This window comes from Bacillus weihaiensis, from assembly GCF_001889165.1.
GTDB classification, from domain to species: domain Bacteria; phylum Bacillota; class Bacilli; order Bacillales; family Bacillaceae; genus Metabacillus; species Metabacillus weihaiensis.
Genome location: NZ_CP016020.1, coordinates 1,608,867 through 1,633,653 on the forward strand (window position 1 = coordinate 1,608,867; position 24,787 = coordinate 1,633,653).

Annotated in this window: 25 protein-coding genes; 21 read left to right on the top strand and 4 right to left on the bottom strand. The window is 34.6% G+C overall.

Translation table 11 applies throughout. The annotated features are described in order from the left end of the window. Nucleotides 1-62 precede the first annotated feature (62 nt). Nucleotides 63-854, top strand: coding sequence for a sporulation protein YpjB (gene ypjB, locus A9C19_RS07745; RefSeq protein WP_072579410.1), 792 nt, complete (start codon nt 63-65; stop codon nt 852-854). A gap of 137 nt (nt 855-991) precedes the next feature. Here ypjB and A9C19_RS07750 read toward each other — a convergent pair whose 3' ends face one another. Next, entirely contained in the window at nt 992-1,864 is an 873-nt protein-coding gene (locus A9C19_RS07750; protein ID WP_072579411.1) for a YitT family protein, read from the bottom strand. 185 nt (nt 1,865-2,049) lie between these two features. Here A9C19_RS07750 and A9C19_RS07755 point away from each other — a divergent pair, with 185 nt between their 5' ends. The 17 genes from A9C19_RS07755 (at nt 2,050) to A9C19_RS07835 (ending at nt 19,042) form a co-directional block, all read left to right on the top strand. Beyond that, a complete protein-coding gene (locus tag A9C19_RS07755) occupies nt 2,050-2,388 on the top strand; it encodes a nucleotide pyrophosphohydrolase (RefSeq protein WP_420835810.1) in 339 nt (112 codons plus the stop codon). Between the two features lie 6 nt (nt 2,389-2,394). Then, on the top strand, nt 2,395-3,192 hold the full coding sequence (gene dapB, locus A9C19_RS07760; protein ID WP_072579413.1) for a 4-hydroxy-tetrahydrodipicolinate reductase: 798 nt from the start codon (nt 2,395-2,397) through the stop codon (nt 3,190-3,192). Nucleotides 3,193-3,217: 25 nt separating this feature from the next. Next, on the top strand, nt 3,218-3,625 hold the full coding sequence (gene mgsA, locus A9C19_RS07765; protein ID WP_072579414.1) for a methylglyoxal synthase: 408 nt from the start codon (nt 3,218-3,220) through the stop codon (nt 3,623-3,625). A gap of 67 nt (nt 3,626-3,692) precedes the next feature. Then, a complete protein-coding gene (gene bshB1 / locus A9C19_RS07770; protein WP_072579415.1) occupies nt 3,693-4,406 on the top strand; it encodes a bacillithiol biosynthesis deacetylase BshB1 in 714 nt (237 codons plus the stop codon). Next, complete coding sequence (bshA, locus tag A9C19_RS07775; RefSeq protein WP_072579416.1) at nt 4,403-5,539, top strand: N-acetyl-alpha-D-glucosaminyl L-malate synthase BshA; 1,137 nt, start codon at nt 4,403-4,405, stop codon at nt 5,537-5,539. Before bshB1 ends, bshA begins: the two co-directional genes overlap by 4 nt. A gap of 330 nt (nt 5,540-5,869) precedes the next feature. After that, nucleotides 5,870-7,072 carry a CCA tRNA nucleotidyltransferase gene (locus A9C19_RS07780; RefSeq protein ID WP_072579417.1) on the top strand — a complete coding sequence of 401 codons (1,203 nt, stop codon included), beginning with the start codon at nt 5,870-5,872 and terminating at the stop codon, nt 7,070-7,072. Further along, on the top strand, nt 7,057-8,040 hold the full coding sequence (locus tag A9C19_RS07785; RefSeq protein ID WP_072579418.1) for a biotin--[acetyl-CoA-carboxylase] ligase: 984 nt from the start codon (nt 7,057-7,059) through the stop codon (nt 8,038-8,040). Before A9C19_RS07780 ends, A9C19_RS07785 begins: the two co-directional genes overlap by 16 nt. A 601-nt stretch (nt 8,041-8,641) precedes the next feature. Beyond that, a complete protein-coding gene (gene panB, locus A9C19_RS07790; protein ID WP_072579419.1) occupies nt 8,642-9,481 on the top strand; it encodes a 3-methyl-2-oxobutanoate hydroxymethyltransferase in 840 nt (279 codons plus the stop codon). After that, entirely contained in the window at nt 9,478-10,323 is an 846-nt protein-coding gene (gene panC / locus A9C19_RS07795; RefSeq protein ID WP_072579420.1) for a pantoate--beta-alanine ligase, read from the top strand. Before panB ends, panC begins: the two co-directional genes overlap by 4 nt. A gap of 265 nt (nt 10,324-10,588) precedes the next feature. Next, nucleotides 10,589-10,972, top strand: coding sequence for an aspartate 1-decarboxylase (gene panD / locus A9C19_RS07800; RefSeq protein WP_072579421.1), 384 nt, complete (start codon nt 10,589-10,591; stop codon nt 10,970-10,972). Nucleotides 10,973-11,279: 307 nt separating this feature from the next. Continuing rightward, complete coding sequence (gene dinG / locus A9C19_RS07805) at nt 11,280-14,099, top strand: ATP-dependent DNA helicase DinG (protein ID WP_072579422.1); 2,820 nt, start codon at nt 11,280-11,282, stop codon at nt 14,097-14,099. A 193-nt stretch (nt 14,100-14,292) separates the two neighbouring features. Then, nucleotides 14,293-14,463, top strand: coding sequence for a YpmA family protein (locus A9C19_RS07810; protein ID WP_072579423.1), 171 nt, complete (start codon nt 14,293-14,295; stop codon nt 14,461-14,463). 13 nt (nt 14,464-14,476) lie between these two features. Beyond that, nucleotides 14,477-14,989 carry a cell wall elongation regulator TseB-like domain-containing protein gene (locus tag A9C19_RS07815; protein WP_072579424.1) on the top strand — a complete coding sequence of 171 codons (513 nt, stop codon included), beginning with the start codon at nt 14,477-14,479 and terminating at the stop codon, nt 14,987-14,989. 167 nt (nt 14,990-15,156) lie between these two features. Then, nucleotides 15,157-16,449, top strand: a complete 1,293-nt coding sequence (gene asnS, locus A9C19_RS07820; protein WP_072579425.1) for an asparagine--tRNA ligase — start codon at nt 15,157-15,159, stop codon at nt 16,447-16,449. Nucleotides 16,450-16,641: 192 nt separating this feature from the next. Next, on the top strand, nt 16,642-17,349 hold the full coding sequence (locus A9C19_RS07825) for a DnaD domain-containing protein (protein WP_072579426.1): 708 nt from the start codon (nt 16,642-16,644) through the stop codon (nt 17,347-17,349). 509 nt (nt 17,350-17,858) lie between these two features. Beyond that, nucleotides 17,859-18,515, top strand: a complete 657-nt coding sequence (gene nth / locus A9C19_RS07830) for an endonuclease III (RefSeq protein ID WP_072579427.1) — start codon at nt 17,859-17,861, stop codon at nt 18,513-18,515. Next, the gene (locus A9C19_RS07835; RefSeq protein WP_072579428.1) at nt 18,515-19,042 is read left to right on the top strand and encodes a YpoC family protein; all 528 of its coding nucleotides are present in this window, start codon (nt 18,515-18,517) and stop codon (nt 19,040-19,042) included. The genes nth and A9C19_RS07835 overlap by 1 nt, the downstream gene beginning before the upstream one ends. Nucleotides 19,043-19,081: 39 nt before the next feature. On the opposite strand, the gene A9C19_RS07840 is transcribed toward A9C19_RS07835, so the two are convergent. Further along, complete coding sequence (locus tag A9C19_RS07840) at nt 19,082-21,706, bottom strand: PBP1A family penicillin-binding protein (RefSeq protein WP_072579429.1); 2,625 nt, start codon at nt 21,704-21,706, stop codon at nt 19,082-19,084. 296 nt (nt 21,707-22,002) lie between these two features. Next, a complete protein-coding gene (gene recU / locus A9C19_RS07845; RefSeq protein ID WP_072581794.1) occupies nt 22,003-22,605 on the bottom strand; it encodes a Holliday junction resolvase RecU in 603 nt (200 codons plus the stop codon). Nucleotides 22,606-22,738: 133 nt separating this feature from the next. On the opposite strand from recU, the gene A9C19_RS07850 reads away from it, so the two are divergent. Further along, nucleotides 22,739-23,719: a DUF2515 family protein gene (locus tag A9C19_RS07850; protein WP_083584317.1), complete on the top strand. Its 981-nt coding sequence runs from the start codon at nt 22,739-22,741 to the stop codon at nt 23,717-23,719. Nucleotides 23,720-23,755: 36 nt separating this feature from the next. On the opposite strand, the gene A9C19_RS07855 is transcribed toward A9C19_RS07850, so the two are convergent. Beyond that, entirely contained in the window at nt 23,756-23,854 is a 99-nt protein-coding gene (locus A9C19_RS07855; RefSeq protein WP_072579430.1) for a spore protein, read from the bottom strand. Nucleotides 23,855-24,027: 173 nt separating this feature from the next. Between A9C19_RS07855 and A9C19_RS07860 the strand changes: the two genes are divergently transcribed. Beyond that, complete coding sequence (locus tag A9C19_RS07860) at nt 24,028-24,270, top strand: hypothetical protein (protein ID WP_072579431.1); 243 nt, start codon at nt 24,028-24,030, stop codon at nt 24,268-24,270. An 81-nt stretch (nt 24,271-24,351) separates the two neighbouring features. Beyond that, on the top strand, nt 24,352-24,714 hold the full coding sequence (locus A9C19_RS07865) for a DUF1798 family protein (RefSeq protein WP_072579432.1): 363 nt from the start codon (nt 24,352-24,354) through the stop codon (nt 24,712-24,714). Nucleotides 24,715-24,787: the final 73 nt, after the last annotated feature.

A 24,787-nucleotide genomic window follows, 5' to 3' on the forward strand; every position in this document is an offset into this window, starting at 1 on the left:
AAATTGGTCTATCCTTGTCCACTTCTTCATATTTTTTAAAAGAAGCACTAGGGGGGACAAGGATGAAGAAAATAATAATCTCACTCATATTATTAAGCAGTATTTTTTTCACGATAAAACCAACTCATGCACAAGAAGTCTATGATTGGGAGTCATTAAATAGAATTTCGGATACAGCGTTACAGTTAGCAAAGCAAGAGCGATTTAAAGAATCTGCAGATTTGCTTACATATTTTTCTGTGAAATTTGAGGAGCTGCCGATTGATCAAGAAACTATTTCTTTAGATCATTATCGGACAATAACTAGGACTCATGAGAATGCTCTTGATGTTATTTTAAATAATGAAATAAGTAAAGAGGAAAAGATCCGCTCTCTTACAAAGTTTAGATTAGTAGTGGATGCAATGGTTTCTGAGCATCAGCCTTTATGGGGATCTATGGAAACATCCATAATGACGACCTTCTCTCAAATGAAAGTAGATATAGAGGACGGAAACAAACAATCATTTCAGCATGATTTTAACGAGTTTTTATCTCTTTACGAGGTCATTTATCCAAGTATCCAAGTAGATCTAGACTTACAACAAATAAAAAAAATGGATGCACATATTTCTGTTGTTGAAGATCGTTTATTTCAGGATATTCCTGCTTCAAGCCGTGTTAAGCAGCTAACAATGATGGAGGAGGATTTAAAAGCGATCTTTGAACGTGTGAAAGAAGATGAGGCTGACCCTTCTTTGTTGTGGGTGATGATCTCTACAGGAAGTTTTATCTTTTTGGCTTTATCCTATGTAGGTTGGAAGAAATATAGAGGTGAAAAACAGAAGCAAGTGAGAAGAGAACGTGAGAAGTAAAAATAATACTCTAAGAATCAAGGTATCATTGTGAATGACTGATTCAGGGGATAATATTTTTTCCTTGTATAGTCATATTAAACTGGACAATGACCATGTGTAATAAGAAAAAACGGACTGATTCTTTTAGTCCGTTTTTATCTTTGTAATGGTTTTTTGTTTTCATCTAATGTAAAGCCTTCACCTAATACATCGTGAACATCGCTTACAGCAACAAAGGCGTGAGGGTCTACAGAGGTAATAACATTTTTGAGCCTTACGATCTCATTTTTTCCTACAACACAATATAAGACATTTTGGTCTTGCTTTGTAAAGGATCCTTGACCTTTTAAAATAGTGACACCACGGTCCATCTCTTTCAAAATCTTACTTGAAATTTCTTCAGATTTTGGAGATATAATGGTAGCTCCTTTCGCTGCATATGCTCCTTCTTGCATAAAATCAATAACACGAGCACCAACAAAAACAGCAACGAGAGTGTACATTGCTTCTTTATAAGTAAGATATGTAAGCCACGAAAGGGAAATAACACAGAGGTCGAATAGAAACATGGTTTTTCCCATACTCCATCCTAAATACCGATGTGCTAGTCGGGCAATTATATCAACTCCGCCTGTGGTTCCACCAAAACGAAAGATAATTCCTAATCCTATTCCAATTGATACACCAGCAAATAAAGCGGCTAGAGTTAAATCATCTTTTAGAGGCATGTTCAGTTGATACTTTTGAAAAAGCCATAAGTAAAAAGATAAACCAACTGTACCAATCATTGTATAGATAAATGAGGTACGTCCTAATACTCGCCATCCGATAAAAAAAAGCGGGATATTTAAGACTAAATTGGAAATGGAAGGATCAATACTAAATAGGAAATAAAGCATAAGGGTAATACCTGTAAATCCACCTTCTGCTAAGTTGTTTTGAATATTAAAATGAACAAGTCCAAAACCAAATATTCCAGATCCTATGATAATGAAAAGAATGTTTTTTAATCGAACATCTCCAAACATTTGACACCTCCGTAACAGTTTGTAGGCTCCAATATTATAGTTGATAAAATGTCAATATGCAAATTTTGATAAAATGGCAACGAAATAATTGTAAAATGAGCTTTTATTAGCTAACATTAAATAAAAAAGGTAGACGACTTTTTAACAAAGTTTTTACTATATTCGAGATGAAAGAGGTGATAACTTTGAATCAAAAAACGATGAATGACCTACAAAAAGAAGTTGATGAGTATATTGGACAATTCAAAGAAGGATATTTCTCACCACTAGCTATGATGGCTAGAATTACGGAAGAAGTGGGAGAGTTAGCCCGTGAAATAAATCATACATATGGTGAAAAGCCTAAAAAAGCATCTGAAGGGGAAAAAAAACTCGAAGAAGAGCTAGGCGATGTCTTATTTGTGATCATTTGTTTAGCTAATTCTTTAAATATAGATTTAGAACAGGCTCATAATCTTGTTATGAACAAGTTTAATACGAGAGATAAAGATCGATGGACTAGAATTGAGACAGAAAAGGAGTAATGCATAATGGATAAAATAAAAATCGTCATAGCTGGTGCAAGAGGTAGAATGGGAAGAGAAGCAGTAAACCTTGTGAACACTACACCTGAATATTCACTCTTAGCAGTAGTGGATTATAAGTATGAGGGAATGAGTTTAAAGGATTTAGATGGATTTGATCTAGACATTCCAATATATACAGATATTGATAAATGTTTTTTTGAGACAAACCCAGATGTATTAATTGATTTAACTACACCAGAGATAGGTAAAGTACATACGAAGAAAGCTTTATTAAATGGAGTTCGTCCTGTTGTAGGTACGACGGGTTTTTCTGAGGAAGATTTAAAGGAATTACAAGAACTTACAAGTGAAAAGGGAATTGGAGCAATTATTGCACCAAATTTCGCAATAGGGGCCATTCTCATGATGAAGTTTTCTCAAATGGCGGCAAAATATTTAAGTGATGTTGAAATTATTGAACAGCATCATGATCAAAAGCTAGATGCACCTTCAGGCACTGGTTTAAAAACAGCGGAAATGATAGCAGCAGTACGAGAAGAAAAACAACAAGGTCATCCAGATGAGAAAGAACTATTAGATGGTGCCCGTGGTGCAAATTATAAAGGGATTCGATTACATAGTGTCCGACTTCCAGGATTAATTGCTCATCAAGAAGTGTTGTTTGGAGGGGATGGACAAACCCTGAAAATCCGTCATGATTCTTATAATCGAGCATCCTTTATGTCAGGTGTAAAACTAGCTGTAGATAGTGTGATGAAAATTGATCTTTTAGTTTATGGGTTAGAGAATTTAATGGAATAAAACTTGAACATAAGGAGAACGAAAAATGAAAATAGCTTTAATTGCTCATGATAAAAAGAAAGTAGATATTGTTCAATTTGTTGAAGCGTATCAACCTATCTTTAAAGACCATGAATTATTTGCTACTGGAACAACCGGTTTAAGAATCCAAGAAGCTACTGGATTAAGTGTTCATCGGTTTCAATCAGGTCCTCTAGGAGGAGACCAGGAAATTGGAGCAATGATAGCTAAAAATGAAATGGATATGGTTATTTTCTTTCGGGATCCTTTAACTGCACAACCACATGAGCCTGATATTGCGGCCTTGATTCGCTTGTGTGATGTTTATTCAATCCCATTAGCAACAAATATGGGGACCGCTGAAGTGTTAGTTAGAGGATTAGACCGCGGAGATTTTCATTGGAGAACCATAATTCATAAGCAAGAACGTTAAAAACTATACATAGGATAAATGAAGAAACTAATTTTTTTCTTCATTTTCTTTATTTTAGGAGATAAATATGAATAAAAAACTTGATATTTTATCAATTGGGGCACATCCCGATGATGTTGAAATTGGCATGGGAGGAACTATTGCTAAATATTCAAAACTGGGTTACAAAATTGGAATTTGTGCACTAACGAAAGCTGAATTATCCTCTAATGGGTCAATAGAGACTCGTCAACAAGAAGCAGACGAAGCTGCTAAAATTTTAGGTGTTGACGAAAGAATACAACTTTCCTTACCTGATAGGGGCTTATTTATGCACGAACATTTCATTATGGAAATAGTTACGCTTATAAGAAATGTAAAACCAGAAGCAGTTTTTATTCCATATCATGAAGACCGACATCCAGACCATGGACATTGTGCCAAGTTAGTCGAAGAAGCTGTATTTTCCGCTGGGATAAAACATTATTCAGATAATGAAAATCAAGGACCTCATAAAGTAAAGAAGATTTTCTATTACATGATAAATGGCTTTCATAAACCAGATTTTGTTATTGATGTGTCAGATACAATGGAAAAGAAAATAGAAGCTTTAACAGCATATAAGAGTCAGTTTTTACTTACGCCAGGGTCCACTTCAACACCGCTTACGAATGGGTATATAGAAACTGTTGAAAGTAGAGAAAGATTATTTGGAAAAGAGGTAGGAGTGTCTTTTGCAGAAGGGTTTAAAGCAAAAGGAACACTGCTTCTTTCACATGATTTGATGGGTGATCAAATATGAATAAAAAGTTAAAGATAGGTATTACCTGTTATCCCTCGGTTGGCGGATCAGGTGTAGTAGCAACAGAGTTAGGAAAATTATTAGCTGAGCGTGGTCATGATATACACTTTATCACATCAAGCATCCCTTTTCGATTAAACAAAGTTTACTGTAATATTACATTTCATGAAGTAGAGGTTAACCAATATTCTGTTTTTAAATACCCTCCATATGACTTAGCCTTAGCAAGTAAAATGGCAGAGGTTGCGAAGCGGGAAGAGCTAGATTTATTACACGTCCACTATGCAATTCCACATGCAATTTGTGCTATTCTTGCCAAACAAATGGTAGGAGATCACTTAAAAATTGTGACGACCCTACATGGGACAGATATAACTGTTCTAGGATACGACCAATCTTTACAAGATATGATTCGTTATGGAATTGAAGCATCGGATCGAGTAACAGCGGTTTCTAATGCACTCGTGCAACAAACATATGACTTGATACAACCTAAACAGGATATTCAAACGGTATATAACTTTATCGATGATCGTGTTTATGAGAAAAAGAATGCGAACCATTTGAAAAAAGAATATGGGATAAAAGAAGATGAGAAAGTCCTGATTCATGTCTCGAATTTTCGAAAAGTAAAGCGAGTTCAGGATGTTGTCTATGCTTTCCAAAAAGTAAAAAGAAAAATGCCAGCTAAATTATTATTGGTTGGTGACGGACCTGAAATGACGTTTGTATGTAAATTAGTCCGTGAATTAGGACTTACAAATGAAGTGCTGTTTTTGGGAAAACAAGATAATCTTGAAGAACTTTATTCAATTAGTGATTTAATGTTACTTCTTTCAGAGAAGGAGAGCTTTGGATTGGTGCTGTTAGAAGCAATGGCTTGTGGAGTCCCATGTATAGGAACCAATGCAGGGGGGATACCTGAAGTTATTATTGAAGGGGAAACAGGATTTATATGTGAGGTAGGGGACCTAGAGTCAATCGCACATCGTTCCATTACCATTCTTTCAGATAGTCAACTACATAATAACATGTCAAGAAACAGTGTCGAACTAGCTAAAAAAACGTTTCATGCTGAGCGAATTGTCACTGAATATGAGCAACTATATTATAATGTCCTATCACCAATGTAGGATTATTATGTACGAAAGTTTAGCTCTTCCCGAACTCTTATCAAAGAGATTGTTACCTTATAAATGGGGTCTTTAAACGAAAACTACTTAAGGTTTAATGGAGGCTCACCGCCTCCCCGCGAAAAAGCAGCAAATGGAGTGAAATTCAACCAGACCGGACACTTGATATATAGATACAGTTTAAAAGATATTTAAATTCTGTAGATCTGTGTTTCTTTAAAATAAGCATTTATGAAATTGATTATCTTGAATATACACACCATTTAATAATGATTTTAATGAGTAGTCATGAATACCTACTATAATAAGTGCAAAATAAAAGGAGATTTTATGAATACACCATTTCTTGAAGCGATGCCAATAATTGAATTACTTCATTCAGCAGGATATGAAGCCTATTTTGTTGGTGGGGCTGTACGTGATGTCTTGTTAGGTAGAGAAATAGGTGATATTGATATTGCTACATCAGCAAAGCCAGAGGAAATTCAGGATCTGTTTTCTAAAACAATAGATGTTGGAGCAGAACATGGAACGATCATTGTACTTCATGAAGGTAACTCATTTGAAGTGACAACATTTCGTTCAGAATCTGAATATGATGATTTTCGGAGACCTAGACAAGTGGATTTCATCTCCTCCCTAGAAGAAGATTTAAAGAGAAGAGACTTTACGATTAACGCGATGGCTATGGATGTGAAAGGGCAGATTATAGATTATTTTCATGGTCAGAGCGACTTAGCTGAAAGAGTAATTCGCACAGTGGGTATTCCTGCAGAACGCTTTCATGAAGATGCTCTTAGAATGCTCCGTGCAGTTCGCTTTGTAAGTCAACTCCAGTTTCAATTAACTGATGAAACAAAGGAGGCAATTCGCTCAAATGCACATCTACTAAACAAAATTTCTATAGAACGAAAAGTTGTGGAAGTAGAAAAACTCCTTGTTGGTAATGGCTTTAAAGAAGCATTATATTCTCTTATTAATTTAGATATCCATTCTTATTTACCTGGCTTCCATCAGTCGTATGATCAGATAAGTCAATTAGCCGAGCTACCATTACATAAAATAACGCGAAGAGATCAACTTTGGACTATCTTGGCCTATATAGTAAAACCGATAGAGGTAGAATCCTTTTTGAGACAATGGAAATTACCTAACAAATTGATCAGAGCAGTTCATAAAAACCTTCATTTTCTTCATAAGAGGCTGGATCATATAGAGTGGACAGAAATCCTTATTTATGAAGCAGGAGAAGAAACGGCTAAAACCGTTGAATTACTTGTTTCGGTTTTACATCCTCTTCGAGAAGCAAACGAAATGTATCAAATAATTGAAGCCATTGTGAAAGAATTGCCCATTCTTACTAAAAAGGAATTAGATATAACGGGAAAAGAAGTCTTAGATTGGTTGAATAAGGAACCAGGGCCGTGGGTTTCTAAAACAATTAGTCAGATTGAATGTGCAGTAGTGAAAAAAGAAATTCCTAATCAAGCAGCAGCTATAAAGGAGTGGGTATTGAATTGCAATCAGAAATAAGAACGAAATTATTAGAGGCATTTTCAAATGCAAATGGTGAATTTATTTCAGGTCAAAAAATAAGTGAAACAATTGGTGTTTCTAGAACGGCTGTTTGGAAGCATATGGAGGAGCTTAGAAAGGAAGGGTATGAGCTTGAAGCTGTCAGACGTCTTGGCTACAGAATTACAAAAAAACCGGATAAGATTAGTGCCAACGAAATTCGATTAGGCTTACAAACAAAAGTTATTGGTCGTACCATACATTTTGAAGATCAAGTAACATCAACTCAGAAAATAGCACAGGGACTGGCTTCCGAAGGTACACCTGAAGGAACAATTGTTGTAGCAGATCAACAGACGAGTGGGCGAGGGAGAATGGCAAGAGCATGGTATTCACCTAGTGGAACTGGAATTTGGATGAGTCTCATTATTCGTCCAAACATACCTGTAAGTTCAACTCCACAATTAACGCTTTTAACAGCAGTTGCCATTGTACAAGCAATTGAGGAAGTCACTCCTTTAAAACCAGATATTAAATGGCCCAACGATTTATTAATAAACGGTAAAAAAGTAGTAGGGATACTGACTGAATTACAGGCAGAAGCTGATCAAGTTCATTCTGTTATTATTGGAACAGGGATCAATGTGAATCAGCAAGAATCAGATTTTCCTGATGAATTAAAGCCTATTGCAACTTCACTTTTTCAAGAATCCAATAAGAAGGTAGAAAGATCTCAACTCATCCAATCGATTCTCTTAAAATTTGAAAATTTATATCATTTATACCTAGAAAATGGCTTTAGACCAATAAAGCTATTATGGGAAAGCTATGCTATTAGCTTAAATAGGGAAATCACCGCACGTACTTTAAATGGGACTGTTAAAGGCAAAGCTTTAGGGATAAATGACAAGGGAGCTCTGCTTATTGAATCAGAGGAGGGAGACATGATAGAGATATATTCTGCAGACATTAATCTATCTGAATAGGATATATCCTTACTTAGTTACTAATTGTAATGACGTATTTACTGTGGAGATAAGACGAATGGTTAAGCCTTGATGAAGATTAAAGTGTGGTTGCAGCCTATTCCAAAAAGGATTAAACATAGCTTGTAATGTATAGGAAAACACCCATATTCTATAAAATAGCTACAATACAGTCAAATTGAATAGAATATGGATGGAAAACAGAAAAAATTTCTGCTATACTTCCCTTGGGTAGTATCTTTATGAACTACACCACAGAAGGAGTTATTTTATTACATTTGTTAACACACTAGGTTCGTCTATGTGTGTTATAACTTAACTTTATGATCTGCCTTGATCCAAGAAGGACTAGGACAGAGGGATGAATTACTACTAGTCGATATATTCAAATCCTTCTACCTTTGTCATACGTAGAAGGATTTTTTATTTGTCGTATTTATTTCATCTCCTCTCCTACAGCAAATTTTTCACAAGAAAGTCTGCTAGACACCTTACGTTTAGCTATCTTCAAATGCAAAGGCGAATTTTCAGTAAACAAATTTGTCTTTTAGTTGTGATAGCGAAACAAAATATGACGAGATCCTATTAGGAGGGGTTATAAATGAAAACAAGATTAGACTTTACGAGAATGAAAAATGAACTTGAACCAATCACTATGATAACTGCTTATGATTATCCGACTGCAAAACAAGCAGAAGAAGCTGGGGTAGATATGATCTTAGTTGGGGATTCATTAGGAATGGTTGTATTAGGCTATGATTCTACAGTGCCTGTAACAGTTAACGATATGATTCATCATACGAAAGCTGTCAAGCGTGGTGCTAAAAATACGTATATTGTAACAGATATGCCTTTCATGTCATACCACCTTTCTAGAGAAGAAACATTGAAAAATGCCGCGAAAATCATTCAAGAAGGTGGAGCGGATGCAGTAAAGGTTGAAGGTGCAGAAGGTGTTACTACAATAATTGAAGCGCTTACTTTAGCAGGAATTCCTGTTGTTGCTCATTTAGGATTAACACCGCAATCTGTAGGAGTTCTAGGGGGATACAAGGTTCAAGGGAAAGATGCAGAGGCTGCAAGAAAACTAATGGAAGATGCAAAGAAATGCGAAGAAGCAGGTGCTATTGCTCTTGTGTTAGAGTGTGTACCACAACAATTGGCTAAGGAGTTAACACAGATTTTAGCAATACCTACTATAGGCATCGGTGCCGGCAAGCAAACGGACGGTCAAGTACTTGTTTACCATGATTTGGTTGGTTATGGAAGTGGGTATACGCCAAAGTTTGTAAAACAGTATTCTTCCATAGCAGACACAGCTACAAAAGCAATTGGTGAGTATATAAATGAAGTGAAAAAAAGGGAGTTTCCAGAAGAGAAACACTCATTTAATATGAAAGAGGAAGAGCTCCTTTCATTGTATGGAGGAATTCTAAAGTGAAACAGCTTACGTCTATAAATGAGTTAAATACTGAAATTCATCAATATAAGCATTTAGGAAACACAATTGGGTATGTTCCTACTATGGGTTATCTCCATGAAGGACACCTCAATTTAATTGAAGCAGCAAGAAAAGAGAATGATATTGTCATTTTAAGTATTTTTGTTAATCCTCTTCAGTTTGGTCCAAATGAAGATTTCGATTCGTATCCTAGAGATATAAAAAGAGATTTGGAACTTGCAGCAAAATGTGGAGTCGATTTAGTCTTTAGTCCGGATGTAGCTGAAATGTATCCAAGTGAACCTTCCTATACTGTAATCGTCAAAAATCGTGTGAATGTGCTCTGTGGCAGATCGAGAGTTGGGCATTTCGATGGGGTAGCAACAGTTTTAACGAAGTTATTTAATATCGTACAACCGAATAGGGCTTATTTTGGTATGAAAGATGCTCAACAAGTTGCTGTTGTAGAAGGTTTATTGAAGGAGTTCCATTTCCCAATTGAATTGAGAGCTATTGAGACGATTCGTGAACAAGATGGTCTTGCTAAAAGCTCTAGAAATGTAAAATTATCAGAACAGGAAAGAAAAGAAGCACCTGCAATATACCGGAGCCTTACCATTGCGGAAACTGCCATAAAAAATGGAGAAAAGAGTAAGGACATTATTATTGAACAGATGATGAAATCTATTGAACAAAATACTTCAGGAACAATTGATTATATCGAAGTTCTAGCGTATCCGGAGCTCCAGGACATAGAGGTAATAAAAGGGAAAGTGATTATAGCAGTAGCTGTTAAGTTTACAAATGCTAGGCTAATTGATAATATTACGTTGGACGTTTAAGTCTAGTAAGGATTCAAGCAATCTTGTAAAACTATTAGGGGTAATAATCTTTCTAATTGACAATTTTTAATTAACATATTAATAATAAGATCTTAGACTATGGCTTCCTGGTACAAGATTGTTTCTCTCTGAATAGGGAGAGGAACACTTTTCTTCTTATTTACCAGGATATTTCAATTTGAATACAATATTTTAAACTTCATATTGAATTGTAACAAAGTGTAAGAAAAGAGCCAAGCTTAACCATGAATTGGGGGAGAATAGTGTGTTTAAAACAATGCTAAATGCTAAAATTCATCGCGCACGTGTAACAGAAGCAAACTTAAATTATGTAGGCAGTGTGACAATCGATGAAGATATTATAGATGCTGTAGGAATGGTACCAAATGAAAAGGTGCAAATCGTAAATAATAATAATGGTGCACGTTTAGAAACTTATATTATACCAGGTGAACGTGGTAGTGGAGTTGTATGCTTAAATGGAGCAGCAGCTAGACTAGTACAAGAGGGGGACGTCGTGATTATCCTCACTTATGCACTAATTGAAGACTCAAAATTAGCTGATCACAAACCAAAAATTGCAATTATGGATGAGAACAATAACATTGTTGAGATGCTTGGTCAAGAGCCTGCTGCAACGATTATGTAATAATATCATTTCATACAGATAACATACAGTAAGAGGTCTGACTCGTCATTTTCTATTTTATCGATGTAAGATAAAAGGAAAGTGAGTCAGTCCTTTTTCTATGTTAAGGAATGTAACTAGAATTATTCCCTAGACTGAATGTACTAAATAAGGTCCTCTCGCTATTCTTATAGACAATAAGAGTCTTTCTTTTCATCATATGGTATAGTATATGTGGAAAGTAGTCATATTTATCATTGATAAGTTAATGATAAAATATGTATATAATCAATGATCGTAAGGTTTTATTATAATAGAGGTGTCATGAATGAGCGAACAACGTTTTGTTGTCGTCGACATAGAGACAACAGGAAATGCTCCTAAAAAAGGAGATAAAATAATACAAATTGCTGCAGTTGTCATTGAAAATGGACTAATTGTTGATAGGTATATGAGCTTTGTTAATCCGTTACAATCTATTCCATTATTCATTGAACAGTTAACAGGTATTACCAATGATATGGTAATGAACGCACCAACCTTTGAAGAAGTCGCACATGAAATATTTACATTAATAGATGGCTCTTATTTTGTTGCTCATAATGTTTATTTTGACCTTTCTTTTCTACAAGAAGAATTTAAACATTGTGAGTTACAGTTCACGGGGCCTATTTTAGATACAGTTGAGTTAACTAGAATGACGTTTCCGACTGAAGCTAGCTACAAGCTTTCTGATTTAAGTGAAAAATTTAATATGTTACATGAAAATCCTCATAGAGCGGATAGTGATGCGGAAGCAACTGCATTATTATTAGTAACGATTTTCCAAAAAATTAAAAGCTTACCTTTAGGAACATTACAACACTTACTAAAACTTTCGTCTTCATTTATAAGTGATCTAGATGAAGTAATGGAAGAAATTATTTCAGAGCGTTTATTAAAGGCGGAAGATGTCCGTGAAAAAGAATTTGAGACTGTACGTTCGTTAACAATCAGAAAAAGAAAGCAAATAACTGATGAAAATTCAAAAAATCAAGAAGTAATAAATTTGGATGAGATATTGGATACGTTTAAAAATCAAGTAGAAAATATCGAAGAAGTTATACCTAAGTATCATGTGCGAAATGAGCAAATAAAGATGATGAAAGACGTATATACCTCCTTACAAAATCATCAGCATTCTCTAATGGAAGCACCTACAGGATTTGGGAAAACGATAGCCTATGTACTCCCGGCTATTATTTATTCAAAAAAAGAAAATAAAACGTTACTTATCAGTACATATACGAATAATCTCCAGAATCAAATTGTTGAGAAAGAAATGGATGTATTAAAACAACTTCTCCCATTTCATTTTTCAGCGGCAATATTAAAAGGGCAGAATCATTACCTATGCCTCCAAAAGTTCGAGCAGTCTTTATATGAGCTGGATGATAATTATGACTATACACTTAGTAAGGCTCAAATATTAATTTGGCTGACAGAGACAACTACAGGTGACCTTGATGAGCTAAATTTACCATCAGGGGGTAAAGTATTATGGGATCAACTTCACGTTGATCGAACCTCCTTTAAAGATAATCCTTTTTCAGCGTATTGTTATTATCAGTCTGCGCGAACAAAAGCTTTGTCGTCATCTATTATTATTACGACTCATGCTATGTTGTTAATGGATATGCAAAAGGAAATTCCAACATTACCCCCCTATGATGAAGTCATTATTGATGAAGCTCATCGTTTTGAGAGGGTTGCTAGTGAACAATTAGGTCTGCGTGTTAGTTATTTACACATTCATCATGTTCTCTCAAGATTAGGACTATCGAAGATGAATGGGATCCTCTCTAAGGAACTAAAACTATTAGAGGATTCTAGTTTAGCTGACGCAATAGGAAAAAAATGTGATGAGATACATTCACAATTACAGGAAGAAACACATCAATTCTTCTCTGCTCTCCATGCATATGTATTGAAGAGAAAAAAGAATCCTACAGCGAATCGTTCTTCCTATTCTTTTTATACTGAAACAGAAAATAATGCCGTATGGAATGCACAATTGGAAATCTCTGGAAGGATACAATTCTTACTAAAAGATTATTTAAATCTTTTATACTCTATATTAAGGCAAATGGAAGATTCGACTACCATTCAACGTTCAATTAAAGAAAAACTTAATCACGATGAGTTCATTCAACAATACGAAATGCTTACGCAATTTAAGGAGAATATCCAATACCTCTTCTTTGAAAATGATAAAGAAGTAGTAAAATGGATTGAAATTGACACAAAAGGTGCTAAGAATGCTGTCTCAATATATGCTCAGCCGATTCAGGTAACAGAATATTTAGCAGATGAATTTTTTGCAAAAAAGCAAAGTGTTATTCTTACATCCGCAACATTAACTGTTAAGGGATCTTTTAGTTATATTATTCATGCGCTAGGTTTAGGTGATTTTTACCCAGAGACAATAAATTATCAGTCCCCATTTCAGTTTGAAAAACAAGTGAAATTATTTGTACCTAGTGATGTGCCTGCAGTAAATGAAGTGACTCTAGACGAGTACTCGGAAGTAATAGCATTGAATATAGGCAGTGTAGCTAATATTACAAATGGTAAACTTCTTGTGCTTTTTACATCATATGAAATGTTGAAAAAAACATATCAATTGTTAAAAGAAGACCCTACACTTGAGGACTTTATTATAATGGGACAAGGAACAGGTAATGGAAGTACAACCAGATTAACTAAGAACTTTAAACAATATGAACAAGCAATATTATTAGGAACGAATAGTTTTTGGGAGGGCGTTGATTTTATCGGTGAGAATCTAAAAGCCTTAGTCATCGTTAGACTTCCATTTGTCTCTCCAGAAGAACCGCTCGTAAAGGCTAGAAGTAAAAAAATTGAAGATGAAGGAAGAAGTTCGTTCTATGATTATTCGCTTCCAGAAGCAATCTTAAGATTTAGGCAGGGATTCGGACGTCTTATTAGAAATGAAAATGATAGAGGCTTTTTATTCGTACTAGATAATAGGATTATTCAATCGAATTACGGGAAAGATTTTGTATCTTCAATTCCAGCTATTGAGGTTGAACATAAACCGATGCAATATCTTACACATTCAATAGAAAATTGGATAACAGAAGAGTAAAAAATTGGCTGATTCAACCTAATAAATCAGCCGTTAAATGGTGGGGGTAGGAGTAAATTTTTTCGCCGCTAAAGTGTTCACCTGGTATAATGAACTAGAACAACAAAATGTATAATGTTGTTGTACTTTTAGTCTATCCAGAGGGTAGTGACATATAAGTAACAATATTTGTGTGATGTAGGAGGAAATTGTAATGGAAAGTAAAATAGAAATCGTATCAACAGTTACAGTTGATCATTCTGATGATTTATATAAAGTAGTTGATGTATTAAACCGAACTCTAAAAAGAGAAAATTTAATGTTTGGACTTGCACTTGACCAAGAGGATCAATCAAAAGCAGTCTTTACCATTTATCGTACTTAAGGAAGTGTAATAAATGGGAAAAAAAACGCTTATCTTAGCTTCCATTCTAATCCTTGTTATGATTGCAGTTATTTGGATTTACGGCTCAACATACCATTCTGCAAGAAAGCAATATAATGAAGGACATTCAGCTTCAGAGGAAATAGCAAAAAATGAAGGGAATTTAACAGTTATTGATGATGTGGCAACCTATAATGCCGATCAACAATATCATATTATTTCAGGCAGAACAAACAGCAATGATAAGATCTATGTATGGGTTCCACAAACTACTGAAGAGAAGAATAAGAAGATTATCGTAAAAAAACAAGAAGATGGTATCACGTCATCACAGGCCTTAAAATATGTACAAAGCAAATACGAAGTAACAAAATTAATCTCCGTGAAAATAGGGATGGATAACAACATACCTATTTGGGAAGTTAAATATAGAGATGAATTAAATCGATATACATTTGATTATGTACAGTTTAGTACAGGAGAAATTATTAAGCACATGGCCTTGAAAAACCTTACAAGCGAGTAAAGTAATGTTTTTAAAGCGACTTTTTTATACTATTTTTCATTATCATTAGAAGAATGTAAATACTGTCAACTGAACGTGATTGCTACAATCCATTAAAAAAAGTATAATAAGAAAATGTAAGTGTACATAAAAAGTTAACATCGTAGCTTTATGGAGGGAATAAATACGTGAAAACAACGATTGCAGAAGTAGGAAAATTTGTAGGAAAAGAAGTCACCATTGGTGCATGGTTAGCTAACAAACGCTCTAGTGGTAAAATTGCATTCTTACAATTAAGAGATGGGACAGGCTTTATACAAGGAGTAGTTGTTAAAGCAGAAGTGGAAGAAGAGATCTTTCAAAAAGCGAAGTCCATTACACAAGAAACTTCATTATATGTATCAGGAATTGTTCGTGAAGATGAACGTTCTCCTTTTGGATATGAATTAGGTATTACGAGTATTGAGGTTATTTCGGAATCTGAGGATTACCCAATTACACCGAAAGAACATGGTACAGAGTTTTTAATGGATCATCGTCATTTATGGCTACGCTCAAAACGCCAGCATGCAGTGATGAAAATAAGAAATGAGATCATTCGTTCCACGTATGAATTCTTTAATAATGAAGGTTTTGTGAAGGTAGATCCTCCAATTTTAACTGGAAGTGCTCCTGAAGGTACATCTGAATTATTTCATACGAAGTATTTTGACGAAGATGCCTACCTTTCACAAAGTGGACAGCTATATATGGAAGCCGCTGCTATGGCACTTGGAAAAGTCTTTTCATTTGGTCCGACTTTTAGAGCTGAAAAATCAAAAACAAGACGTCACTTAATTGAATTTTGGATGATTGAACCAGAAATGGCTTTTTATGAATTCGAAGACAACCTGAAGGTTCAAGAAACATATGTTTCTTATGTAATCCAAAGCGTACTGAAAAATTGTCAATTAGAACTTCATACTCTAGGTAGAGATACGTCAAAATTAGAAAAAATTCAGGCACCATTTCCTCGTATTACGTATGATGATGCGATTAAATTCTTACATGAAAAAGGGTTTACTGAAATCCAATGGGGAGATGACTTTGGTGCCCCTCATGAAACAGCAATTGCTGAGAGTTTTGATAAACCTGTATTCATTACCCATTACCCGACAAGCTTAAAGCCATTCTATATGCAACCTGATCCTAACCGAGATGATGTTGTTTTATGTGCCGATTTAATTGCTCCGGAAGGTTATGGAGAAATTATTGGTGGTTCGGAACGTATTCATAATGCTGAATTACTTAAACAACGTATCGGTGAGCATCACTTAGATGAAGAAGCATATGAGTGGTATTTACAGTTAAGAAAATATGGTTCTGTCCCACATTCTGGGTTTGGACTTGGTCTTGAAAGAACAGTTGCTTGGATAAGTGGTGTGGAACATGTGCGTGAAACTATTCCTTTCCCAAGACTATTAAATCGTTTATATCCGTAAGGTTGAAGCTGACTCTTAAGTGTTTAAGAGTCGGTTTTTTTCTTATCTTTCAGGTTTTTTTTATCAGAGCTAGAGGAGATGGCTCCTTTCTAATCTGTACCCATGACAATAATCGAACTGGGAAAAACATCCGAGTATACAGATGTACAAAGTATAACCATGTCATGGTATACTTAACAACGAGGTGTGTTTATGAACAGAGAACAATTTATTTATATACAGGAAACAGGTCATGTTACAATACCCGTTATCTTGTTTGACTACTATAGTAAATTAGGTTTAACAGAAGAAGAATTTATGGTTATTCTTCAAGTGAAAAAGTTTAAACATCTAGGAAATTCCTTTCCAACCCCTTCTGAACTTGCTGAATATATGTCGATATCAGTTACTACATGTACGTCCATATTAAGAAGTTTAATTCAAAAAGGTTTCCTAATGATAGAAGAAAGTGAAGAAAACATGATACTTTGTGAATATTATTCACTTAAGCCATTATGGGATAAATTATATACGTATTTAGAGAGTGAATCGAAGGTAAAAGAACAAGAACAACAATCAAAAGAGGATTTAAGCCTATATACTATTTTTGAAGAGGAATTTGGACGACCATTATCCCCCTTTGAATGTGAATCATTAGCCATCTGGATTGATCAAGATGAATATGATCCCGTTATTATTAAAGCTGCGCTAAGGGAAGCTGTTATGTCAGGTAAATTAAATTTCAGATACATTGATCGTATCTTATTTGAATGGAAAAAGAACGGTATTCGAACAATTGATCAAGCAAGAAATCATTCGAAGAAATTTCGTCAGCATCAAGCAAATTCTACGACAAGCAACCAAACTAATAATGAAGAGTATCAGAGAAAGGTACCTTTTTATAATTGGCTAGAGAGCTAAAGAGATAGCTCTTTTTTAAATGGTTTCTTTTTAAAGACAATTCATAAATTGAATCCTAAGGGCCTCAAGGCTTTTCAAGAAGCAGAAAGAGACTAACTCCCAAAAAGTCGACATAAGTAAGCACAACACAAACTTCAGACTGGAGGAAAATTCCCTGTGCTTATTCTAAGACAAGGAAGTTTGCTTGAGCTACAAGAAGAATAAGTTTAGTCCTACCCGAAGATTAGAAACTACTTTTCCATCTATAAAAACATAGTTAGTGATTAAAATATCGTATTCCTTCTTGATTATGGCTTTTGGGTAGATCGGATCAATGCCATGCTAAATCAGTAACAAACTTCTTAAGAGTTAAACTCAAGCTCTTTTCTAAGAGAATGTTTTTTTAAAAAGAAGGATTTATGAAATTGATTCACTTTCTAACGTTATTTGTTACTTATAAGTAAGATGAAATAAATAGTTTTAGGATAAACAACTTTAATTACATGTGAATGTTATGAGGTGTTCAATGAATGTTAACTAAAATACAAATTCGTGAATGTTTAGATACTATGACTGAAATGTTCCCAGATGCACATTGTGAGCTTATCCATGACAACCCATTTGAACTGGTTATTGCTGTCGCGCTATCTGCTCAATGTACAGACGCTTTAGTCAATAAAGTAACAAAAACTCTTTTTCAAAAATATAAAAAGCCGGAGGATTACTTAGCAGTTACTCTTGAAGAATTGCAAAATGATATAAAATCCATTGGCTTATATCGGAACAAAGCTAAAAATATTCGCAAATTGTGTGAAACACTTTTAGAGGATTATAATGGAATTGTTCCAAATGATCATACTGAATTAACAAAGCTAGCAGGAGTTGGAAGAAAGACAGCCAATGTAGTGATGTCTGTAGCCTTTGGAGTGCCAGCTATTGCAGTTGACACACATGTTGAGAGAGTTAGTAAGCGTTTAGGCATATGCAGATGGAAAGACTCAGTTTTAGAAGTTGAAAAAACTCTTATGAAAAAAATTCCTAGAGAGGAATGGTCAGATACACATCATAGATTAATTTTCTTTGGAAGATATCATTGTAAAGCACAGTCTCCTCAATGTGAAGTTTGTCCGCTAGTACATCTCTGTAGAGAAGGACAAAAACGAATAAAAAAGGCAGCGTTGAAGTAATGAAGCAATCGGATAATGATATAATTATTCCCTCCTCATTTAATCTCTATAAAGACAAGGAGCAACGTAAACTCTATCCTACCACAGAGTCTGATTTTCTTGAGGTCATTAGGGAAGAACCATTTTACTTCGATATTTTTTATGCACTAGAGTGGAAGAGAACAATGAGACCCTGGGAAAATCCTAAGGAATATCTTCCAATTATTTTTGAAGAACGGCAGGAGCAAACGGAAATAATTGAGGATTTCTATAAAAAGAGGGGAAAGGGAAATATTACGGATAGGATGCATTATTATCTATCCTTATTTCTACTAACTCTTTTTTATCTTAATTATAAACCTGTAAAAAGTGTTATTCCTCAGAGTATGAACTTATATGAACTAAAACGAAAACCTATGAATTGTGAGGAACGTCTAGAATATATTATGAGGAAACCATCCCAGTATCATGCATATATACAGCTTGATCAGTTATTTATTGAACTTGAGAAGATATATTATAAGGCTGTAGCCATGAAAGAACTATAAAAGCCACCAGCAATTTAGCTGGTGGCTTTAATTTAGCTATTATTCTTCACTTTCATTTGTTTCTTTTTCATTTTTCTTCTTATTGTTGTTGTTACCTGGTGTCGGTGTTGTAGCTTCTACTGCAGGTTCTTGTTGTTGATCATTTTGTTCCTGATCTTGTTCTTCTTCTTGCTCGTTTTCTTCTTCAGAGTCTTGTTCATTATCGGAATTCTGTTCATCTTCCTCTATTTCTGATTCAGTATCTTCCTCTGAATCTGCTTCATCATCATTGGTTTCTTCACCAGGTAATTCCGGTACATCAACTTCAGGCTCAGGTACTTGAACTTTGGTGACAGCAGCATCACTTTTATTGCTTTCATCATCATCACTAATGGCAACAACCTGGAAGGAATAGATGGCACCAGGTATAACATCAGCGATCTCATATTTCATACCTTTTGATTTATTTACAACTTGGTAGGGTCCTTCATCAATGGATTGACTCACCTCAAAGGATACATTCTCCAATTGACTTTCATTGTAGTTCCAATTAATGCTAATTGAGTTTGTTACTTGATCATAATTTATTTGTAAGCCCGAAGGTTTGTCGAGCTTTTCAAATTTCTTAGAAACCTGTGTAGGCTCAGTGCCTTTAACGAAATATTCATATGTTATCCGATTGGATGGTGTGTAATCACTTGCTAATACAGCATCTTTTGAGCCTTTTTCAATTGCTTTTTTAATGACACTGTTTGGTTGCTCAAAATCGGAGGTATCGCCCGATGCCACTTCTTCAAAAACAGCTTTAAACATTGCTTGAGCTAATTTTTGTTCTTTCCCTTCTAAATAAACTTTTTCACTATCTTTAGTGATGTTATATCCAGTCCAAACGGCAGCGGTGTAATTAGGATTATACCCAACAAACCAAGCATCTTTAGCAGCTCCGTTTGGAACATTATATTTGGCTTTATCTTCTTCACTAAAATTGGTTGTGCCTGTTTTACCAGCGATATTAACAGAAGAAAGGGATACGGCAGTACCAGTACCATAACGTACAACAGATTTCATCATGTCAGTTATCATAAATGCTGTATAATCACTCATTGCCGGTTTTGGTTCTGGTTCCAGATTAATTTCAGTTCCATCGCTTAATACAACCTTTTTAACAGCATGTGGTTCAATGTAAATACCATTATGACCGAAAGCACTAAAAGCTCCAGCCATTTGAAGAGGAGATACACCATTAGTGAATCCACCAATTGAATAAGACTCAACCATGTTATCAATTGGTATACCTATTCCTTCTGCAAATTCCTCTGCTTTATCTAATCCAACTGCTTGTAAAGCTTTTAAAGCTGGAATATTTCTTGAATAAGCAAGAGCATCACGCATTGACATTTGACCTTTATAACTGGTGTCCCAATTGTTTATTGGTGTTCCATTGCTATATGTGTATGGTTCATCTGTAATTTGTTCGTAGGTAGACCATTTTAAATGTTCAATTGCAGGACCATAGTCAAGAACTGGTTTAATTGTTGACCCTGGCTGTCTTCGCGTATCTGTTGCATAGTTATATCCACCTACTGGTTGGTTACGACCACCACCAATTGCTCGAATTTCACCTGTTTGTGTGTCAATTAGGGAAATACCTGCTTGAAGTTCCTCATCAGGGAAATTAATAGAATCTCCATTTAGGACATTCTCGACAGTTTTTTGGGCATCTGGATCTAGTGTTGTATAAATTTGAAGACCTGCAGTTCCAGCATCAATATCAGTTTTTTCCTTCACTTCTTCTATGACTTCTTCTACAAATGCATGATAAGGATTTGCTTTTTCTGTAGCTTCTACAACAGTTGATTGTACAGGGATAGCTTTAGCTTCATCGGCTTCTGCTTCCGTAATATACCCATGCTTAGCCATTAGTGTTAACACAATGTTTCTGCGTTTTTCCGCACTTTCGGGGTTCGTTCTCGGATTATAATTATTTGGACTTTGCGGTATTCCGGCAATCATTGCAGCCTCATGTAGCTCTAATTCTTGGAGCGGCTTACCATAGAACGACTCAGCTGCTTGTGCAACTCCATATATGTTTCCAGGGAAGTAAATCTTATTTAAATACATTTCTAAGATTTGTTGCTTTGAATAGTTTTGTTCTAATTGAAAGGCTAGCCAAAGCTCTTGTACTTTACGTGTAATGGTTTTTTCATGAGACAAAATTGAATTCTTGATGACCTGCTGTGTAATCGTACTACCACCTTCAGCACCAAAGCCTTCTTGTACATTTGCAACAAATGCTCCACCAATTCGAATAAAATCTACTCCATTATGCTCATAAAAGCGAGCGTCCTCAGTAGCAAGAACTGCCTCTTCAAGAACTTTAGGGATTTCATCATATGGAACATAAGTCCTTTTCACTTGTCCGAATTCGGATATTTCATCACCATTCATATCATATAATTTTGACGAGAAAGAATCTCTTAATTTTTTCTCATCCAAAGGAGGGGCATTTGATACGATAACCGCGAAGGTAATACCTCCAGCAATCATACCGATAATTCCAATGGCAAATAAACTTAAGATTACTTTTTTCCATAATCCAGTTTTCTTTTTATTCTTTTTCTTTTTACTATTCTGTTGAGTTTGTCGTTTTTTTCGTTCCTCACGACTTTTATATTGTTCACTCATGTGTTTCCAACCTTTCTTTTATGCTTTCAATAGGCTTCATTAAATCTGCTGCAAAACTCCGTTAACAGTTATAAATTCCTGTATTATTCAACTTTTCTAGTAGAATGTAATTGATTCCTACTAGCTGAACCTTTCTCATTGTTTACGATACAGTTTATAACATAGAAAAAAAAGCAACCAAACATACAAATTCAGCCAATTTAAAAGCTAACACTGTAGAAAATATCTTATTCCTTATAAGATATAACGAAATTATCGCATTTTTCTACTAAAAACTGTTACTTTTTAAACTATCTTTAAAAATATAGTTTATCGATAATTTTAAGATAGTCAATCCTTGCTTGATATCCTTGAGGTATAACATGCGCATATTTGTTGATTTCATCACTTGATATAGATTTGCGGCCACCGTTTTCTTTACGATCCCAAAATGTAAAGAGGGGCTCTGCTTCTAAAAAATAAAATTGTTGAAAAGCAGAAAGGATAACGAAACATATCCCACCTTGACGGATGACACTTTTCATATGGTCAATTTGATGGTTGTGGAAATTTTGAAGCGGAAAAGATGTTTTGTTCTTCGTTTCTTTAGCTTCAAAATCAATGTACTTTCCTTTATAAATTCCATTGTAATCAGTTGTTGAGCTTTGTTTAAAGTAAGCCTCCCGAATTACAGCTGCACTCCTTCTAGGATAATCGACATTGACTATTTGGACGGGTGTAGGCTTCTTATGTATCACTGCTATTTGATGAGCTAAATAATATTGATTAGTCTCATTAAGATCATCCTCTAGAGACATTCCTCGGTTACTATATGTGAAAGAAGGGTGCTGTTGCTGTCGCTTTTTTTTTACTTCTTGTTCTTTTGGTTGATACACCTTTCCGTTAGGATAACGAAAAATCATACATAACCTCCTCTTTAAAACTACTACCTATCATACCAAAAATAATGTAAAAGGAATGATAAAAAAGTATCAATTTTGTTAATGTGTATAAACTATCTATTTAGGAAACGCTATTTTGCGAGGTGGATACATGTATAAGCCGAAAATAGACGAATTCATCAATGAAAAAGAAATCCTGTCTTATATAGGTATTACGACAAAAAGAAAAAATTATGACAACATTTCGCGTACATTAGCTTACCAAAAGTATTATTTTCAACATAGGGAAATAAAATGGGCATATTTAGCAAGTATGGTATCTAGAAACGCTGGATGGAGTATGACAGATTTACAAGGAAAATGGTTTCGTAAATCACTTACGGAAGAGCAAAGACATCTCTTATTTTTAACTTATGAACGTGCTAATTGGATGATTTTTCAGGATGCTTTTCCACAACTACTTATTTATTCGTTTTCTAAGAAGTTTAATCGCCCTTTGTTTCATTTACTTCCTCATTTACAAGTTTCACGTTTTATGGAAGAAGAGTGGTTATCCTTTTGGAAAGAGCCTGACTTAGACCGTTTAATGAAGGCACTCATTATAAATGAACAAAATGTCATACAAAAACCTATTTTGGAAAAAGAACCATATAAAAGTCATGTGTTTAAATCAATACCATATAAATTCCAAGATCTTTTTCATTTTAGCACTGTTTTATTTCCAACATTGGAAGGAAGTCTTTTTGGTTTTTCAGTATACGATTTTAGTGAAATTACTAATCGTATTGATCTTGGAAAAAAATTAGCTTGGCTGCTTTTTGAATCAGGTTTATATGAAAAGTTTGTAGTTTTCTCACAATCAGTAAGTCATACAGGCTCTAGATATGATTATGAATTTCTTTTTCCCGACAAGCGCAAAAGAGAAACACCTTTACTGCGTACAACGTATCCAATCATTTCACATTCTTTAGACGAAGGAAAAGAAGATTGGTTTCATGGTCAAAATACAAAAAAGTGGTTTAAGGAGATCAAGATACCGAAAAAATATGAGCTAACTTTCTGGTTTAAACATAAACAAGATCAACTGCATATGTTAACCCTTTTACAAGAATATTGGAAACAGAGAAAATGAAAAAAAGCAAGGAGTAACCTTGCTTTTTTTTCATCTTTAGGTAGAAGGACGGTTTGGTCCGTCTAATTTCTTATCTGTCGGAATATTTGTTCTTTCTTCTGCTTTTTGTTGCTTATCTTTTGGTTTTTTTGCCATATTTAGCACCTCCTACAATTTATTTTGACCGAATGAATCCTTTTCCATTCATCTATCCTGCTGTCGAACAATGTATGATAGTACTTTCTTTGACGAATAAAAACTAGTTTTGTCACGTGGGAAGGGAGAAGGAAATTAGTCTCGAATAAGTGATGTAAAGAGGAGGGAGAAGGATGAGTATATATCTTGATAAGAGCCAAATTGAATCAAAATTAGTGGAATTAGAAGAAGAACTGGAAGCGTTAGAAAAACAATTAAATACTAGAGCACAAAGGGTGAAAGCAAAAGAAAGTCAATTGTTAGCTGATACTGAAAAGTTAAATGATCAATTAACACATGTCATTTCTTCCATGTCAACACCTAAAGCTTCTGAACAATATTTTAGAACCCAGACTCAAACTTCTTGTTACGTCTAAACCGTTGTATAGTTATTTAGAAACTGATTATGTGTCCTTCTAACGAATCATTTGATATGATTAGGTAGAGGTGATTCATCAATGGAATTAATTACATCATCTAAAGAGCTTCTCACTCTTTTAGAAGAATGTATGGAGAGGTTTAATAAGCATGAGGTAAAACCTGAGAAAACAGAGGAATATTTTTTCAACCAAGTTAAGCCCTCTTTCGAACGTGCAACTACATCCATTCAAATTTGGAAACCGTTAGCAAACGATTGGATCATAAAGAATAAACCTAAATATATTCATGTAACACAATTAGACTCTACGATTGAACATATTGAACAAGTAGTATTGCAATCCTTTTATAGAGATATAAACAGACAACGATTTTATAATTTGCATCATTCAGTAGAATACGTAGTAGAAAGTATATTGGATGAAATGGAAAGCGAAGACTAGCTCCTATAGGGTTGGTCTTTTTATTTTCAATCTATTGATGGGGGATGTTGGTGAGAAAGTAAAATTAGTGATA